General features: G+C 71.5%; 15 protein-coding genes. 6 read left to right on the top strand and 9 right to left on the bottom strand.

The window, feature by feature from the left end; translation table 11 throughout:
• Nucleotides 1–116: 116 nt before the first annotated feature.
• The 4 genes from AAW13_RS04925 to AAW13_RS04940 all read right to left on the bottom strand — a co-directional run bounded on the left by AAW13_RS04925 (nucleotide 117) and on the right by AAW13_RS04940 (nucleotide 4,326).
• The gene (locus AAW13_RS04925; protein WP_046733088.1) at nucleotides 117–995 is read right to left on the bottom strand and encodes a glycoside hydrolase family 43 protein; all 879 of its coding nucleotides are present in this window, start codon (nucleotides 993–995) and stop codon (nucleotides 117–119) included.
• Nucleotides 996–1,101: 106 nt separating this feature from the next.
• The gene (locus AAW13_RS04930; protein WP_240528535.1) at nucleotides 1,102–2,028 is read right to left on the bottom strand and encodes a carbohydrate ABC transporter permease; all 927 of its coding nucleotides are present in this window, start codon (nucleotides 2,026–2,028) and stop codon (nucleotides 1,102–1,104) included.
• Between the two features lie 53 nt (nucleotides 2,029–2,081).
• Nucleotides 2,082–2,954: a carbohydrate ABC transporter permease gene (locus AAW13_RS04935; RefSeq protein ID WP_052768714.1), complete on the bottom strand. Its 873-nt coding sequence runs from the start codon at nucleotides 2,952–2,954 to the stop codon at nucleotides 2,082–2,084.
• A gap of 103 nt (nucleotides 2,955–3,057) precedes the next feature.
• The gene (locus tag AAW13_RS04940; protein WP_046733089.1) at nucleotides 3,058–4,326 is read right to left on the bottom strand and encodes an ABC transporter substrate-binding protein; all 1,269 of its coding nucleotides are present in this window, start codon (nucleotides 4,324–4,326) and stop codon (nucleotides 3,058–3,060) included.
• Between the two features lie 376 nt (nucleotides 4,327–4,702).
• Between AAW13_RS04940 and AAW13_RS04945 the strand changes: the two genes are divergently transcribed.
• The 4 genes from AAW13_RS04945 (at nucleotide 4,703) to AAW13_RS04960 (ending at nucleotide 7,952) form a co-directional block, all read left to right on the top strand.
• On the top strand, nucleotides 4,703–5,725 hold the full coding sequence (locus tag AAW13_RS04945; RefSeq protein ID WP_046733090.1) for a LacI family DNA-binding transcriptional regulator: 1,023 nt from the start codon (nucleotides 4,703–4,705) through the stop codon (nucleotides 5,723–5,725).
• Nucleotides 5,726–5,911: 186 nt separating this feature from the next.
• Nucleotides 5,912–6,904 carry a dihydroxyacetone kinase subunit DhaK gene (dhaK, locus tag AAW13_RS04950; protein WP_046733091.1) on the top strand — a complete coding sequence of 331 codons (993 nt, stop codon included), beginning with the start codon at nucleotides 5,912–5,914 and terminating at the stop codon, nucleotides 6,902–6,904.
• Nucleotides 6,905–6,952: 48 nt separating this feature from the next.
• Nucleotides 6,953–7,552 carry a dihydroxyacetone kinase subunit DhaL gene (gene dhaL / locus AAW13_RS04955; RefSeq protein WP_046733092.1) on the top strand — a complete coding sequence of 200 codons (600 nt, stop codon included), beginning with the start codon at nucleotides 6,953–6,955 and terminating at the stop codon, nucleotides 7,550–7,552.
• Nucleotides 7,545–7,952: a PTS-dependent dihydroxyacetone kinase phosphotransferase subunit DhaM gene (locus tag AAW13_RS04960; protein WP_046733093.1), complete on the top strand. Its 408-nt coding sequence runs from the start codon at nucleotides 7,545–7,547 to the stop codon at nucleotides 7,950–7,952. Before dhaL ends, AAW13_RS04960 begins: the two co-directional genes overlap by 8 nt.
• Nucleotides 7,953–8,233: 281 nt before the next feature.
• On the opposite strand, the gene AAW13_RS04965 is transcribed toward AAW13_RS04960, so the two are convergent.
• Nucleotides 8,234–8,920, bottom strand: coding sequence for a glycoside hydrolase family 75 protein (locus AAW13_RS04965; protein WP_046727743.1), 687 nt, complete (start codon nucleotides 8,918–8,920; stop codon nucleotides 8,234–8,236).
• Between the two features lie 404 nt (nucleotides 8,921–9,324).
• Between AAW13_RS04965 and AAW13_RS04970 the strand changes: the two genes are divergently transcribed.
• Together AAW13_RS04970 and AAW13_RS04975 are read left to right on the top strand one after the other, a co-directional pair.
• A complete protein-coding gene (locus tag AAW13_RS04970; RefSeq protein ID WP_046727744.1) occupies nucleotides 9,325–10,284 on the top strand; it encodes a fibronectin type III domain-containing protein in 960 nt (319 codons plus the stop codon).
• 167 nt (nucleotides 10,285–10,451) lie between these two features.
• The gene (locus tag AAW13_RS04975) at nucleotides 10,452–11,012 is read left to right on the top strand and encodes a hypothetical protein (RefSeq protein ID WP_046727745.1); all 561 of its coding nucleotides are present in this window, start codon (nucleotides 10,452–10,454) and stop codon (nucleotides 11,010–11,012) included.
• A 6-nt stretch (nucleotides 11,013–11,018) separates the two neighbouring features.
• Here the strand turns inward: AAW13_RS04975 and AAW13_RS04980 are convergent, their stop codons facing one another.
• The 4 genes from AAW13_RS04980 to AAW13_RS04995 form a co-directional block, all read right to left on the bottom strand.
• Nucleotides 11,019–11,561, bottom strand: coding sequence for a PadR family transcriptional regulator (locus AAW13_RS04980; protein WP_046727746.1), 543 nt, complete (start codon nucleotides 11,559–11,561; stop codon nucleotides 11,019–11,021).
• A gap of 22 nt (nucleotides 11,562–11,583) precedes the next feature.
• Entirely contained in the window at nucleotides 11,584–13,599 is a 2,016-nt protein-coding gene (locus tag AAW13_RS04985; RefSeq protein WP_046727747.1) for an NADPH-dependent 2,4-dienoyl-CoA reductase, read from the bottom strand.
• A 127-nt stretch (nucleotides 13,600–13,726) separates the two neighbouring features.
• Complete coding sequence (locus tag AAW13_RS04990; RefSeq protein WP_046727748.1) at nucleotides 13,727–14,095, bottom strand: hypothetical protein; 369 nt, start codon at nucleotides 14,093–14,095, stop codon at nucleotides 13,727–13,729.
• Nucleotides 14,096–14,216: 121 nt separating this feature from the next.
• A complete protein-coding gene (locus AAW13_RS04995) occupies nucleotides 14,217–15,089 on the bottom strand; it encodes a hypothetical protein (RefSeq protein ID WP_046727749.1) in 873 nt (290 codons plus the stop codon).
• Nucleotides 15,090–15,227: the final 138 nt, after the last annotated feature.

The raw sequence follows: 15,227 nt of genomic DNA on the forward strand, positions 1-15,227 counted from the left end.
GCTGGGTGATCGGGTCGTCCGCGCCACTGGTCGTGACGCGGATCTGTGCGCACCGGGCGCGCCGCCAGGGGGCTGGAGCCGCGTCCGGGATCCGTGGCCGCCGCGCTGCGGCACAGCTAGCGCGCGGCGAGCGTGTCCGCGGCGGAGTGCTCCAGGACCGAGGCCGACGTCTCCAGGACGGAGGCGTGCCGCATGCCCGGCGGCAGGGACAGGGCGACCGGCTCCCACGCCGCGCCGCCCCGGCTGCGGGCCGCCCCGTAGCGTCCCTCCAGGAAGTGGTCGAAGATCATGACCCATTCGTCGCCGCGGCGGAACAGCGACGGTCCCTCCACCAGGGACGGTGTCACCGGCCCGGTGGGCGCGGCGTACGGGCCGCCGGGGACGCCGAACGTGGTCAGGTGGATGTCCTTGTGTGCCGTGTCGAGGTCGTTGACCCCGCGCTCGTCCTTGAAGGCCATCAGGAAGCCGCCGCCGTCCAGTTCCCGTACGGTGGCGTCGATGACGGAGTGGCCGGGGTCGAAGAAGACGCCGGGTGCGGAGAAGGTGCGGAAGTCCTCGGTGGTGCAGTGCCAGATGCGGTGGTCCTGGCTGATGTGCTCGAAGTCGCGGCCCTCGGCCGTGTGGCCCGGTTCGACGACGGACGACCAGATGAGGTGGTACAGCCCGGTGGCGCTGTCCAGGAAGAACTCCGGCGCCCAGGCGTTGAGGGCGCCCGCCACCCGGGCCATCACCGGCACCAGCCGTTGCTCGGACCAGTTCAGCAGGTCGGCCGAGGTGGCGTGGACGATGTACGGGCTCGTCCAGCCGTCGGTGGCCAGCAGATGGAACAGGCCGTCGGGGCCGGCCCCGATGAACGGGTCCCGCAGCCGGCCGGTGCCGACGGTCCCGCGCAGGACGGGCCGGCCACCGTTCACCGCCGTGAACTCCTCGCCGTCGTGGCTGTAAGCGAGGTGCAGCGCCTCGTCTGCGTCGGTGAAGTAGGAGACCACGTACATCGGTGGGGGGTCCTTCCGGGATGTCGGGAGGTGGCGGCGGGGCAGGGCGGAGCGGCCGTACGGCGGTGCGGGGCACGGCGCCGGCGGGTGAACCGGTGTGCGCGGGTCAGGACTTGACGGCGCCGGCGGACATGCCGGCGACGACCTGGCGCTGGAAGAAGACGAAGATGACCAGCAGCGGGAGCACGCCGAGCAGGGCGGCCGGGAACAGCGTGGTCGGCTGCACGGTGTGCGGGTCGATGAACGAGTAGGCGTTCACCATGACGGTGCGCTTGCCCGGGTCCTGGAGGAACACCAGCGGCACCAGCAGGTCGTTCCAGATCTGGAGGGCCACGAAGGTCAGCAGGGTGCTGGTGACCGGTCGCAGCAGCGGCAGGATGACGACGAAGAAGGTGCGGAAGGCGCCGCAGCCGTCGAGCGCGGCGGCCTCCTCCAGGTCGGCGGGGACCGAGCGGATGAAGCTGGTGTAGAAGAACACCGCCAGTGGCAGGTTGATCGCGGTGTAGATGAGGACCACGCCCGCGTAGGTGTCGAGCAGGTTCATGTCCCGCATCAGCAGGTACAGCGGGGCCACCACCACGAAGACGGGGATGGAGGTGCCGAGGATGAACAGCCGGTACACGGCCGTCGACCAGCCCGCGGTGATTCGGGCCAGCGGATACCCGGCCAGCGCGCCCAGGACGGTGATGCACACGCACGAGAGTCCGGTGATCAGCAGGGTGTTGAGGGTGCTCGGCCCGTAGTGGATCTGGCTGAAGGCGTCGCTGAAGTTCTTCAGGGTGAAGGAGTGCGGGATGCCCAGCGGGGAGCGGGCGACGTCGGCGGCGGTGCGCAGCGAGGTGACGACCGTGAAGAGGAACGGCAGTACGAACAGCAGGGTGCCGAGGCCGAGCAGCGCGGTGCCGAGGCCGCCGGCGAGGCGGCGCGCGGGCCGGTGGCTCGTCCTGCGGGGCGGGCCGCCCCGGCCGTCGGCGTGGGTCGTCCGGGCGCGGTGGCCGGTGTCCTGTGCGGTCGCGGAGAGCTGAGAGGTCATGGTGGCGATCCGTCCGAATCGATCAGGTGCGTACGACGTGTCGGGCGCCGTCGTCAGACGCGCCGTTCGCGCAGCCTGAGCAGGGAGTTGGTCGCGCTGGACAGGACGACCACGGTCACCAGGAGCAGCACCGACAGCGCGACGCCGAGGGCGAACTTCCCGCCGCCGAAGATGTTCCGGTAGACCAGCAGGGTCAGGGTGTCGGTGGCGCCGGCCGGGCCGCCGTTGGTGAGGACGAGCGGGAACTCGAAGACCTTGAGCGAGCCGATGAGGCTGAGGGTGACGTTCACGGTGAGGGCGGGGGCGAGCAGCGGCCACTCGATGCTGCGGAACCGCCGCCATCCGCTCGCGCCGTCCAGCGCGGCCGCCTCCAGGAGTTCGGTCGGCAGGCTCATGTAGCCGGCGAGGAAGATCGCGCACGAGTAGCCGGTGAACATCCAGACGTTGACGGCGGCCACCGCGTACAGCGCGGTGTGCGGGTCGCCCAGCCAGACGTGCTGGAGGCTGCCGAGTCCGGCCGTGCCGAGCAGCGCGTTGAGCCCGCCGGTGGGCGCGAAGAGGTACGACCAGATGAACGCGGCCATCACCGGGGAGATCAGGGTCGGTGTCAGCAGGACGACGTTGAGCACCTTGCGGACCCGGGGCCGGCGGAACAGCATCGACGCGAAGAGCAGACCGAGGCCGTTCTGCGCGACGACGACCACCACGGCGTAGAGCACGGTGTGCCACAGGGCGGCGGAGACGGCCGGGTCGTCCGCCATGGCCTGGTACTGGTCGAGTCCGACGAAGTTCGCGACGGGCCCGCCGAGGCTGTCGGTGAAGCTCAGGTAGACGCCCCGGACCAGCGGATACAGCGTGAAGACGCTGTAGACGGCGATCGCCGGGAGCAGGAAGGCGGCCATGGTGGCGCGCCGGCGGTGGAACACGGGGATCGATCCTCCTTGGCCGGGGGCCGCGGTGAAGGCGGGCGGGAGGTGCGGGAGGCGGGCCGCACCCGCACCGCGGCGGTCCCGGGACGGTACGGCCGGTCTACTTGGCGGAGGCCGCCGTCTGGATGTCCTTCAGGGTCTGCGCCTCGGAGGCCTGGCCCAGCAGATAGGCCTGGATCTTGGAGCCGACGGTGGTCTCGGCGGTCGCGCCGTACCAGGAGTTGGACGGCAGGACCCGGTAACGTCCGTCGTTGAAGGCCGCGTTGAAGGACTTGGTCTCCGTGGCGTCCGGGGTCGTACCGCCGGTGAACGGGGACTCGGCGTGCTCGGCTTCCAGGTACTTGGCGAGGTTCTCGCTCCGGGACCAGAAGTCCACGTACTTCTTGGCCGCGTCGGCCTGCCGCGACTGGGAGTTGACGGCCCACATGGTGCCGGAGAAGAGCATCGCGTTGGGCTCGGTGCCGGCGGCGCCGCCCGGCCAGGGGGTGAACCGGACCGGGAACCCCGCCTTGGCGACGTTGGAGACCTGCCAGGCGCCCTGGTACCAGAAGGCGCTCTTGCCGGCGCTGAAGTCCTGCGGGCCCTGCGACCACTCGTCGACGCCGAGCTCGTTCTTCCAGTTGACGTAGCCCTTGTCCCCGAGGGTCCTGAGCTGCTCGAGCGAGGTCTTCCAGTCGGTGCCGAAGGAGGCCTTGCCGGCCAGGAAGTCGGCGTCCCACTGCTTGTTCTTCTGGTAGACGAGCGTGGAGCCGGCCGCCTGGAAGGTGGAGCTGCCGGTCCAGCCGGACTTGTCGGGCAGCGCGATCGGGGTGATGCCGGCCTTCTTCACCTTGGCCAGATCGGCGAGGAACGTCGGCCAGTCGGACGGGACCTCGGTGATGCCGGCCTTCTTCAGCAGGTCCATGTTGGCGTACAGGCCGATGCCTATCAGCTCCATCGGCATGGCCAGGACCTTGCCGCCGCTGGTCGCGAACGGCTTGGCGGAGTCGGAGATCCGGCTTGCCCAGGACTCCTGGGAGAGGTCGGCGAGGTAGCCGGAGGCACCCCACTTGTTCATCTTGTCCGAGTCGACCATGATCACGTCGCCGGCCTTGCCGCCCAGCAGCTCGGGCTGGAGCTTCTGGGTGTAGGTGTCGTTCGCGGTGATGTACTCGAAGTCGACCTTGATGCCGGGGTTGGCCTTCTCGAAGGCCTTGTTGATCTCCGCGACGTTCGCGGGCTCCGCGCCGCCGCCCTTCCACGCCTCGACCTTGATGTGGACCTTCCCGTCCGCGGAGGACGAGCCGGAGCCACCGCCACAGGCGGCGAGCGTGGTCGCCAGCGCGGCGACCGTGGTGGCGACCGCGAGCAGTCTCCCGGAGCGCTTCATTGCACACCTCACCCATTCGTCGGTACGGACCGACTTGTCATGTCTGAAGGGATTGATCCGGTCAGCCTGCATCCGTGTGGGTACAGCGCCGATACGGCGGACAGGGGGTCGGTGGACCCGAGTTGCGGCAGATGTTTCGTGCCGATGGCCGGGAACTGTAACGCAAAACTTAGTCGCCATCTATACGTAACTTTCCGTGACCCGCGCACGGAGCTTTGGCGCGTCGATCACCCCCAGCTCAGACAGGGTTCCACTCGCGACCCCCCTGCCTTATCGTTACAGTTTCCTGGAAGTTTCCCGCAGCATCGTGATTGAGTGAGCCAGCACGACAGGGCTTCGTTCAGGCCCAAGTGCTGTGCATGCAGAAGGAGTTGGAGTGGCAGAGCGGGTGACCATCGCGCGGGTGGCCGCGGAGGCCGGCGTCTCCGCGATGACCGTGTCCAACGTCATGAACGGCAAGCCCGGGGCCTCCGAGGAGACCCGGCGCCGTGTCATGGAGGTCGCGGGGCGCCTCGGCTACCGGCCCAACATCTCGGCACGCAACCTCAAGGCCGGCCGCACCGGACTCATCGGACTCATCGCCCTCGACCTGACCAGCCAGTACGGGCTGGAGATCCTGCGCGGTGTCGCCGACGAACTGGCCGACGCGGAACAGGAGTTGCTGGTCAACGCCTCCTACCACGACGCCGCACGCGAGAAGGACCGCATCGAGTTCCTGGGCCGCGGCCTCGTCGACGGCGTCCTGATGATCGCGCCGGTCCTGGAGGACGAGACGGTCGAGCTGCTGCGCCGCCAGATCCTGCCCTGCGTCATCATCGACCCACGCCGTCTGGACGTCCCCCTGCCCCGGCTGACCGTCGACAACTACCACGGCATGCGGCAGGGCACCCAGCACCTGATCGACCTGGGCCACACCCGGATCGCCTACCTCCGCGGCGAGGAGGACCTGGAGAGCACGTCCGTCCGCTTCCAGGGCTTCGAGGACGCGATGCGGCTGGCCGGACTGGACGTGGACGCCCGCATGGTCGCGTCCTGCGACTTCTCCTACGCCAGCGGATTCCGCACCGCCACCCGCCTGATCGCCGACCACGCCCCCACGGCGATCGTCGCCGGAGCCGACCTGATGGCACTCGGCGCCATCGACGCCGCCCGGGCCCGTGGCCTCAAGGTGCCCGACGAGTTCTCCGTCGTCGGCTTCGACGACCTCCCGCAGGCGGCGCAGACCTTCCCCGGCCTCACCACCGTGCGCCAGCCCCTGCACGACATGGGGCAGAAGGCGGCCCGCGCGCTGCTCTCCCTCGTCGAGGGACAGAAGCTGCTCATGGATCACATGGAGGTGGGCACCCATCTGGTGGTCCGCGACTCCACGGCCCCGCCCGCCACCACCGCCGCCTCCTGACCGGCCGGTAACGGCCCGACATGCTTCACGCAGCCGCCCAGGTGACCTCCGCGCCCGCAAGGCCGATACTGCGGTCAGGAGAACCACGCCACTCGTGATCCCACCCGACAGCCACACCTGACGAACCATCTGCTCTGCAAAGACGCAGGTCAGAGACTAGTCTGCTAATGTCATCAGGAGGCCCCCATGAAGATGCTCATCAACGTTCCTGAGACCGTGGTGGCGGATGCGCTGCGGGGTATCGCGGCCGCGCATCCCGATCTCGCCGTGGACGTGGAGAACCGGGTGATCGTACGACGTGACGCCCCCGTCTCCGGGCAGGTGGCGCTCGTCTCGGGCGGCGGTTCGGGGCACGAGCCGTTGCACGGCGGATTCGTCGGTCCCGGGATGCTGTCGGCGGCCTGCCCCGGTGAGGTCTTCACCTCCCCCGTGCCGGACCAGATGGCCCGGGCCGCCGCGGCCGTGGACAGCGGGGCCGGCGTGCTGTTCATCGTGAAGAACTACACCGGTGACGTGCTCAACTTCGACATGGCGGCCGAACTCGCCGAGGACGAGGGCATCCAGGTGGCGAAGGTGCTCGTCAACGACGACGTGGCGGTCACCGACAGCCTCTACACCGCCGGCCGGCGCGGCACCGGCGCCACCCTGTTCGTGGAGAAGATCGCCGGCGCCGCCGCGGCCGAGGGGCAGCCGCTGGAGCGGGTGGAGTCCATCGGGCGTCAGGTGAACGAGAACTCCCGCAGCTTCGGGGTCGCGCTGAGCGCCTGCACCACCCCGGCCAAGGGCACCCCGACCTTCGATCTGCCGCCCGGTGAGCTGGAGTTGGGCATCGGCATCCACGGCGAGCCGGGCCGGGAGCGGCGGGCCATGATGACCTCGGGCGAGATCGCCGACTTCTCGGTCAACGCGATCCTGGAGGACATGACCCCGCGCAACCCGGTGCTGGTGCTGGTCAACGGCATGGGCGCGACCCCGCTCCTGGAACTGTACGGCTTCAACGCCGAGGTCCAGCGGGTGCTCACCGAGCGCGGGGTGACCGTGGCCCACACCCTGGTCGGCAACTACGTCACCTCCCTGGACATGGCGGGCGCCTCGGTCACCCTCTGCCAGGTCGACGAGGACCTGCTGCGGCTGTGGGAGGCGCCGGTGAAGACCCCGGCCCTGCGCTGGGGGATGTGAGCGAGCAGCAGAACCGACCCGCATCCGTACCGCACGCAAGGAGTTCCAGTGCTCGACGCCGAATTCTTCCGCCGCTGGATGGCGGCGACGGCCGCGTCCGTGGACCGGGAGGCGGAGCGGCTCACCGCCCTCGACTCCCCCATCGGGGACGCCGACCACGGCAGCAACCTCCAACGCGGCTTCAAGGCGGTCACGGCCGCGCTGGAGAAGGACGCCCCCGACACCCCGGGTGCCGTGCTGGCACTCGCCGGACGCACACTGATCTCCACGGTGGGCGGTGCCTCCGGACCGCTGTACGGCACGCTGTTGCGCAGTACCGGCAAGGCGCTCGGCGATGCCGCCGAGGTCGGTGAGGCGCAGTTCGCCGAGGCGCTGCGGGCCGGGGTGGACAAGGTGATGGCCCTGGGCGGGGCCGCGCCCGGGGACAAGACGATGATCGACGCCCTGGTGCCGGCCGTGGACGCGCTCGGCGAGGGTTTCGGCGCGGCGCGGGCCGCCGCCGAGGAAGGGGCCGTGGCGACGACACCGCTTCAGGCCCGCAAGGGCCGGGCGAGCTATCTCGGGGAGCGCAGCATCGGCCACCAGGACCCGGGCGCCACCTCGTCGGCGCTGCTCGTCGCGGGGCTCGAGGAGGCGGCCGGTGAGTGACGACAAGCTGGTGGGGATCGTGCTGGTGTCGCACAGCGCCGAGGTGGCGGCCTCGGTGGCGGACCTGGCGAAGGGGCTGGCGGGCGGCGTCTCGGTGCCGGTTGCCCCGGCGGGCGGCACCGAGGGCGGCGGGCTCGGCACCAGCGCCGAGCTGATCGCCGCCGCGGCCGTGTCCGTGGACCGGGGCGCGGGGGTCGCCGTCCTCACCGACCTGGGCAGCGCGGTGCTCACCGTGAAGGCGCTGCTGGCGGAGGGCGACGAACTGCCGGACGGCGCCCGCCTGGTGGACGCCCCGTTCGTGGAGGGCGCGGTCGCGGCGGTCGTCACGGCGGCCACCGGGGCCGACCTCGACGCCGTGGTGGCCGCGGCCGCCGAGGCTTACACCTACCGCAAGGTCTGACAGCGGTCGTCGTCGGCCCGTCCACGCCCCGGCGCGGGCGTCGTCGGCCCGTCCGCGCCCCGGTGCGGTCGTCGTCGGCCCGTCCGCGCCCCGGTGCGGTCGTCGTCGGCCCGTCCGCGCCCCGGTGCGGTCGTCGTCGGTCCGTCCGCGCCCCGGCGCGGGCGGGCGGCGTGGCCTCCGTGGGCCCGGCCCGCACCCTGAGCCGCGGTTGGGCGGGCGGCCGGTGCCGACTCGGCCCGCACCCTGGGCGTCGGCCGGGCGGGCGGCCGGTGCCGGCGGTCTCAGTTCACGCCGGTGAACAGGGCCGCCAGGCGCTCGCCCTCCGCCTCCGCCGTCTCACGGTCCTCGATGGGTCTGATCGCCGAGTCCCGGAAGACGATGTAGGTCACGCCGGAGGCCACCCCGCCGACCCGTGGGTCGGGGTTCACGTCCAGCCCCTTCGCGGTGGCGTAGGACGCCTCGCCGATGATGTCGCGGGGCCCGGTGTCGCCGACGACGGCGTACTGGACCCGGCCCTTGTAGATCACCGCGGCGACCGCCCCGCCCCGGACGCCGTACGCCCGGTGGTTCCAGCGGCGGCTGGAACCGGGTACGACGACATAGGGCAGCTTCTCCGCGTCGAGATGGCGGCCGTCGGACTGCTGGAAGGCGGTGGCGGCGGAGAACGCCGGATCGGCGGCCCGGTTGCAGTGGGCGGTGACCCGGCCGTCGCAGTCGATGTCGAGGTCGGCCTTCCAGAAGACGGCCTGGTCGGTGCCGCACACGGGGACGGTGGCGGCGGTACCGGCGTCGGTGCGGAAGCGGCCCTTGGACACCTGCTTGCAGTCGTGCACCCGGGCCAGCAGATCGGTGGCGGTGATCCGGTGCCGGTCACTGTGGGCCGTGAGCGACGCGGCGGGGGTGGGCAGCGTGGTCGGGGTGAGCAGGGCGGCGCCGGCCGCGGCCAGCGTCAGCGTCTGGACACGCACGATGAGGGACCCTCTTTCGTGGGGGACACGGAGTCAACCGGTCCAATCTGAGGGGGCCCCGGCGCCCGGGCCAGCAGGTGAGGGCCTTACAGGGCCGTACGGAGCAACGAACTGACACCCTGTGAGATCCCGTCAGGGGCCGGGGCCGCCCGAGCCGGTGTCGGCCCGGACGGCCCCGGCCGCCCGCGTCGGCGCGGGATCAGCGACGACAGCGTTCCGCGCCACAGGCGCGAACTCCCCTGTTCTCCGGGGAAGTTCGGCCGCAGTGCGGTCAGCATACGTAACTCCTCCCCGTCGTCTCCAATACGGGCCTCTTGATGTCCGCATCCCGGGCAGGTCATATTGGTCCGGAGAACGATTGGTCCGGACCATTGCCGTACTGCCGTCCCCGGGGAGGCGGAACCGTGCGCCGTGTCGTCGTCCTGGTCTGTGCGCTGCTGTTCCTGACGTCGTGCGGCCCGCGTGGCGCCGACGGGGACAGCGGCAGGCTGCCCGGTGCCCCGGCCGGGGTCACCGCGGCGGCCGGCAGCGCCACCAGCGTGCACGTCATGTGGAACGCGCTGCCGGACAGTGCGGGGGTACGCGGCTACGAGGTGTATCGCGGCACCACGAAGGTCGAAGAGGTACCGGGGTCCCAGCACATGGTGGACGTCGTCAGGCTCAGGCCGTCCACCGCGTACGCGTTCTCCGTGCGGGCCCGGGGCGGCGACGGCAGCCTCGGGCCGCGCAGCCGCGAGGTGCGGGCGACCACACCGGCGTTGGTCGCGGCGGACCGGTCGGCGCCGACGCGCCCGGTACGACCGGGCGGACGCGCCGTGGGCAGCCGCGCGGTGCAGCTGTCCTGGGGCGCCGCCACCGACGACCGGGCGGTGTTGTCGTACGACGTCTACCAGGGCGACGCGAAGATCCACAGTGTGGGCGGGAACCAGACAGCCACCGTGGTGACGGGACTGCGTCCGGGGACGCGCTATGTGTTCACCGTCCGGGCCCGGGACGCGGCCGGGAACCTCTCGCCCGCGAGCGCGGCGGTGCGCCTGACCACACCGGGCACCGACGACGGCCGGGCCACCGCGCCCACCGGGTTCACCGCGAGGAGCCACGAGAAGAGCGGGGCATACTACCTGGATCTGGCCTGGGATCCGCCGCGGGTGGACGGGGTGATCACGGAGTACCAGATCCGGCTCGACGCGGCGACGACCACCTCACTGGTATGGGGCGGGACCCCGCCCACGGGCCGCTCGGCCTACAGCTTCTATGTGGGGCGGGACCATGGAGTCGGGCACCATGTGCGGCTGCGGGCGCGGTTGCCGGACGGGACGTGGGGCGGGTGGTCGGCGGTGCGGTCGGTGACGACGGGGGCCTGAGGCGCATCCCGGCCTGGGCCGGACGGATGAAGAGATCACCTGACCGGGCGCCTGCGCGTGCGCGGCGGTCCGCGGCCGCTTTCGCTGAACCTGAGGCAGCACGGGGCTTCCCCGATCCTCGGCGGCGCAAGGGACGTTCCGCCAACCGTGCCGCCGGAGGGCAGCCCATGCGCACTACCCGACGTCTCGTCCGCTCCGGCCTGACCCTGGCGGCCGCCGCCGCGCTCCCGGCCTGGCTCGCGGGCCCGTCCGCCGCGGTCTCGGGCATCTCGGTGAGCACCACCGGCACCACGGTCTCGGTGGTCACCAGCGCCTGTACCCAGAACAACGGCAGCTGGGGCAACGCCTCGCTGCTCAACAGCGCTCAGAGCTCGTTCGCCCAGGGGCGGCAGGCGGCGCTGGCGGGCACCACGGTGAGCCAGTCGGCCGCCTGGTCCGGCGTGTCACCTGGCACCTACACGGTGGTCGTCGTCTGCTCCAACGGCGGTACGGCCGGCAACCAGTCGGTGATCGTCTCGGCCGCGGCCGCGCCGCCCGCCCCGACCGTCCCGACCACTTCCTCCACCAGCAGGTCCGCCGCGCCCTCCCGGGGCGTGATGGGCGGTCTGGGCGGCGCCGCCCGCGACTACGGCCCGCTGACGCTCGGCATCGGAGCGGCGCTGGTCGGCTCGGGTGTCATCGCCGCGGGCTGGTACCTGCGCAAGCGCTCGAAGCCGTACCGGCTCTGACCCGGCTCAGCGGTCGGGGAGTTCACCGAGCTCCCCGATGGCGTGGGTGAGCCACCGCGTCCAGAACGTCTCCAGGTCGATGCCGGCCCGTAGCACCAGGTGCCGCAGGCGGTCCTCGGGGGTGTCCTTGCCGGGCGGGAAGTCGCGGCGCTGGATCTCCTCGTACTCGGCCAACTGCACCTGGTGCAACTCCAGATGGCGGCGCAGGTCGGCTTCCAGGCCGGCCGTGCCGACCACCGCGGCGGCGCGCAGCCGCAGCAGCATGACGTCCCGGAGGGGCTTGGGTTCCTGGGCGGTGGCGGTCCAGCGGGCCAGCTCGGCGCGGCCCGCGGGCAGGACCTCGTAGCTCTTCTTCTGCCCACGGGCCGGCTGCTCGGCCGGCAGGGTGCGGATGTAGCCCTCGGTCTCCAGTCTTCCCAGCTCGCGATAGATCTGCTGGTGCGTCGCCGACCAGAAGTACCCGATCGACCTGTCGAACCTGCGGGTCAGCTCCAGCCCCGACGACGGCTTCTCGAGCAGGGCGGTGAGGATCGCGTGCGGGAGTGACATGGGCTCATCCTAGGAACAGCGCCTACAGGGCGGCCGCCAGTTCGGTGCCCTGCTTGATCGCCCGCTTGGCGTCCAGTTCGGCGGCGACGTCGGCGCCGCCGATGAGGTGCGCGGCGACGCCCGCGGCGACCAGTTCCTCGTAGAGGCCGCGGCGCGGTTCCTGCCCGGTGCAGAGCACCACGGTGTCGACCGGCAGGACGGTGCTCCGCCCGTCGACGGTGACGTGCACCCCGGCGTCGTCGATCAGGTCGTACCGGACGCCGGGGACCATGGTGACGCCCCGGTGCTTGAGTTCGGTGCGGTGGATCCAGCCGGTGGTCTTGCCGAGACCGGCGCCGACCTTGCCGGTCTTGCGCTGGAGCAGGTGGACGGTGCGCGGGGGCGCGGGGCGTTCGGGGGCGGCCAGACCGCCCGGTTCCCGGTAGTCCGTGTCGACGCCCCAGAGCCTGAAGTACGTCGCCGGGTCCTCGCTCGCCTTGTCGCCGCCGTCGGTCAGGTACTCGGCGACGTCGAAGCCGATGCCGCCGGCGCCGAGGATCGCGACCCGGTCGCCGACGGGGGCGCCGTCGCGCAGCACGTCGAGGTAGCCGACGACGCTGGGGTGGTCGACGCCGGGGATGTCGGGGGTGCGCGGGGTGACGCCGGTGGCGACCACGACCTCGTCGTAGCCGGTGACGTCGTCGGGTCCGACGGTGGTGTCCAGGCGTACCTCGACGCCGTGCGCGTCGAGCTGGTGGCGGAAGTAGCGCAGGGTCTCGTCGAACTCCTGCTTGCCCGGGACCTTGCGGGCCACGTTCAGCTGGCCGCCGATCTCGGCCGCCGCGTCGAACAGGGTGACCTGGTGGCCGCGTTCGGCGGCGGAGACGGCGCAGGCCAGGCCGGCCGGGCCGGCGCCGACCACCGCGACGCGCTTCTTCAGCCGGGTCGGGGCGAGGACCAGCTCGGTCTCGTGGCAGGCGCGCGGGTTGACCAGGCAGGAGGTGATCTGCCCGCTGAAGGTGTGGTCGAGGCAGGCCTGGTTGCAGCCGATGCAGGTGTTGATGGCCTCCGGCGTGCCGGCGGCGGCCTTGGCGACGAACTCGGGGTCGGCGAGCATGGGGCGGGCCATGGAGACCATGTCCGCGCAGCCTCCGGCCAGCAGTTCCTCGGCGACCTCGGGGGTGTTGATGCGGTTGGTGGTGACCAGCGGGACGGACACCTCGCCCATCAGCTTCCTGGTGACCCAGGTGTAGGCGCCGCGGGGCACCGAGGTGGCGATGGTGGGGATGCGGGCCTCGTGCCAGCCGATGCCGGTGTTGATGATGGTCGCGCCGGCCGCCTCGACGGCCCTGGCGAGGGTGATCACCTCGTCGAGGGAGGAGCCGCCGGGCACCAGGTCCAGCATGGAGAGCCGGTAGACGATGATGAAGTCGTCGCCGACGGCCTCGCGCACCCGCCGGACGATCTCCACGGGGAACCGCATCCGGTTCTCGTAGGAGCCGCCCCAGCGGTCGGTGCGCCGGTTGGTCGCGGCGGCGATGAACTCGTTGATCAGGTAGCCCTCGGAGCCCATGATCTCGACGCCGTCGTAGCCGGCCTGCCGGGCGAGGCGGGCGGTGCGGACGTAGTCGCCGATGGTGCGCTCGACGTCCTCGTCGGTGAGTTCGCGCGGCGCGAAGGGGCTGATGGGGGCCTGCACCGGGCTGGGGGCGACCAGGTCGCGGTGGTAGGCGTAGCGGCCGAAGTGCAGGATCTGCATCGCGATCCGGCCGCCCTCGCGGTGCACGGCCCCGGTCACGGCGCAGTGCCGCTCGGCCTCCTCGTCGGTGGTGAGCTTGGCGCCGCCCTCGTAGGGGCGGCCCTCGTCGTTGGGGGCGATGCCGCCGGTGACGATCAGGCCCACTCCCCCGCGGGCCCGGGCCGCGTAGAACTCCGCCATCCGCTCGAAGCCGCGCTCGGCCTCCTCCAGGCCCACGTGCATGGAGCCCATGAGCACGCGGTTGGGCAGGGTGGTGAAGCCCAGGTCGAGGGGTTTCAGCAGATGCGGGTAACGGCTCATCGGGCCCTCCGTGCGCGGTGTCGTCACCGCAGTTGTAGAGGACCGCGTACGGGTTATGCAACTAGTTGCACAAAGAGTCCGGGGTGACGTGTCCCAGATCACCGACAAGCCGCTGCCGCGTCGGCGGTCACCTGCTTTCGAGCAGAACGTGCAGCTCCCGCTCCTGGTCGCCCGAGGCGGAGGACAGGTTGCGCACCGCGAACAGGGAGTCGAGGGCCGTTCGGAGCCGGTCGATGGCCCAGTAGCCGCCCTGCGCGTCGGCCTCCACGGAGGCCGCGAGCCGGGGCGGCGGGGTGCACTCGTGGGCGTCGGTGACCTCGAAGGTGCCGAGCCACACCATGGGGCGGGTCTCGTGCAGCTGCTGCGGCACGTCCTCGGCGTTCCGGTCGGACTCGAAGCACTCGCACAGCGCGTCGAAGACGATCCGGGCGTCCTCCTTGCTGCATCCGCTGATCTCGAGGGAGACGGGTTCCTCGTGCAGTCGTTCAGGGCCCATCGTGCACGCTCCTCTCATGGCGATGGCGCGGTGTCACGGGTTCCCCCGCGAACCGCGCCATGCCAACAGAAAAGCACCGATTCCCGGGCGCCGCACCACCCGCCGCCGCCCCCGGGGCGGCTCAGCCCCGGGTGAACTTGTACGTCTTGCTGTCCGTGAGGACGCAGAAGCCCGGCGACATCACGATGACGCGCAGGGTGGCGGTGCGCCGGTCGTAGTCGATGCCCTCGGCCTCGAACGTGCCCGAGCAGGAGCTGCGCAGCGGGAGCCGGCGCAGCGCGGTGACGCGACCGGTGACGTCGGCGGCGCCGGGCTGCGCGGACAGGTCGACCTGGAGCAGCGGCTTGGTGTAGCCGAAGAGACTGCCGTCCGGGTCGTCCGAGGAGCACAGCAGCGTGGTGGGACCGGAGAAGTCGCAGCCCTGTACGTCGCGTACGGCGTGGTCCAGGTTCACGACGGACGCCAGCGGAAGGTTCGCGGACGGCGAGGTGCCGGCGTTGGCGCCGGGCGTCGGGAGGACCAGGAAGCGGGTCATGGTGCCGTACTCGCCGGAGAGCATGTACTGGCTGTCGGGCGAGATCGCGTCCCACGAGTTGTTGAGGGCCTCGCCGGGGGCGAGCGTGTGGACGTACTCCGACCAGGTGCCGTCCGGGGCCTGCACCCGGTACATCTTGGCGGTGCCGGAGTCCGCCTGGTACGGCTCGACGTAGTAGCCGTCGTAGGACTCGTCGGGGTCGCCGACGTGGTTCCAGCCGCGACCGGAGACGCCGACCGGGATGGTGCCGATGCCGGTGTACCGGTTGGGGCTGTTCGCGGGGACCTCGACCGAGGTCAGTCCCTGGCTCTCGGTGAGCGGATCGGCGCGGTCGGAACCGGTCTCGGTCCAGGTGTCGGCGGCGGAGGCCGGGGCGGCGGTGGCGAGGACCGCGGTGGTGGCGAGGGCGACCAGGGCGGTCAGCCCCGCGCGACAACGTTGCCGGGTGGACGCGGGCATGGCGGCCTGCTCCTCGGTGACTGGGGGGTGGGTGTGCGCGCGTCGGTCAGTCTGGCGTGCACCTGACGGTCATGTACAGACCAATGACGGAAACGGGAAAGTGAACTCGCGCCCCTGCCGCCCCGGTGGTTACTTCGC

The organism is Streptomyces humi, assembly GCF_001005085.2.
Lineage (GTDB): Bacteria > Actinomycetota > Actinomycetes > Streptomycetales > Streptomycetaceae > Streptomyces > Streptomyces humi.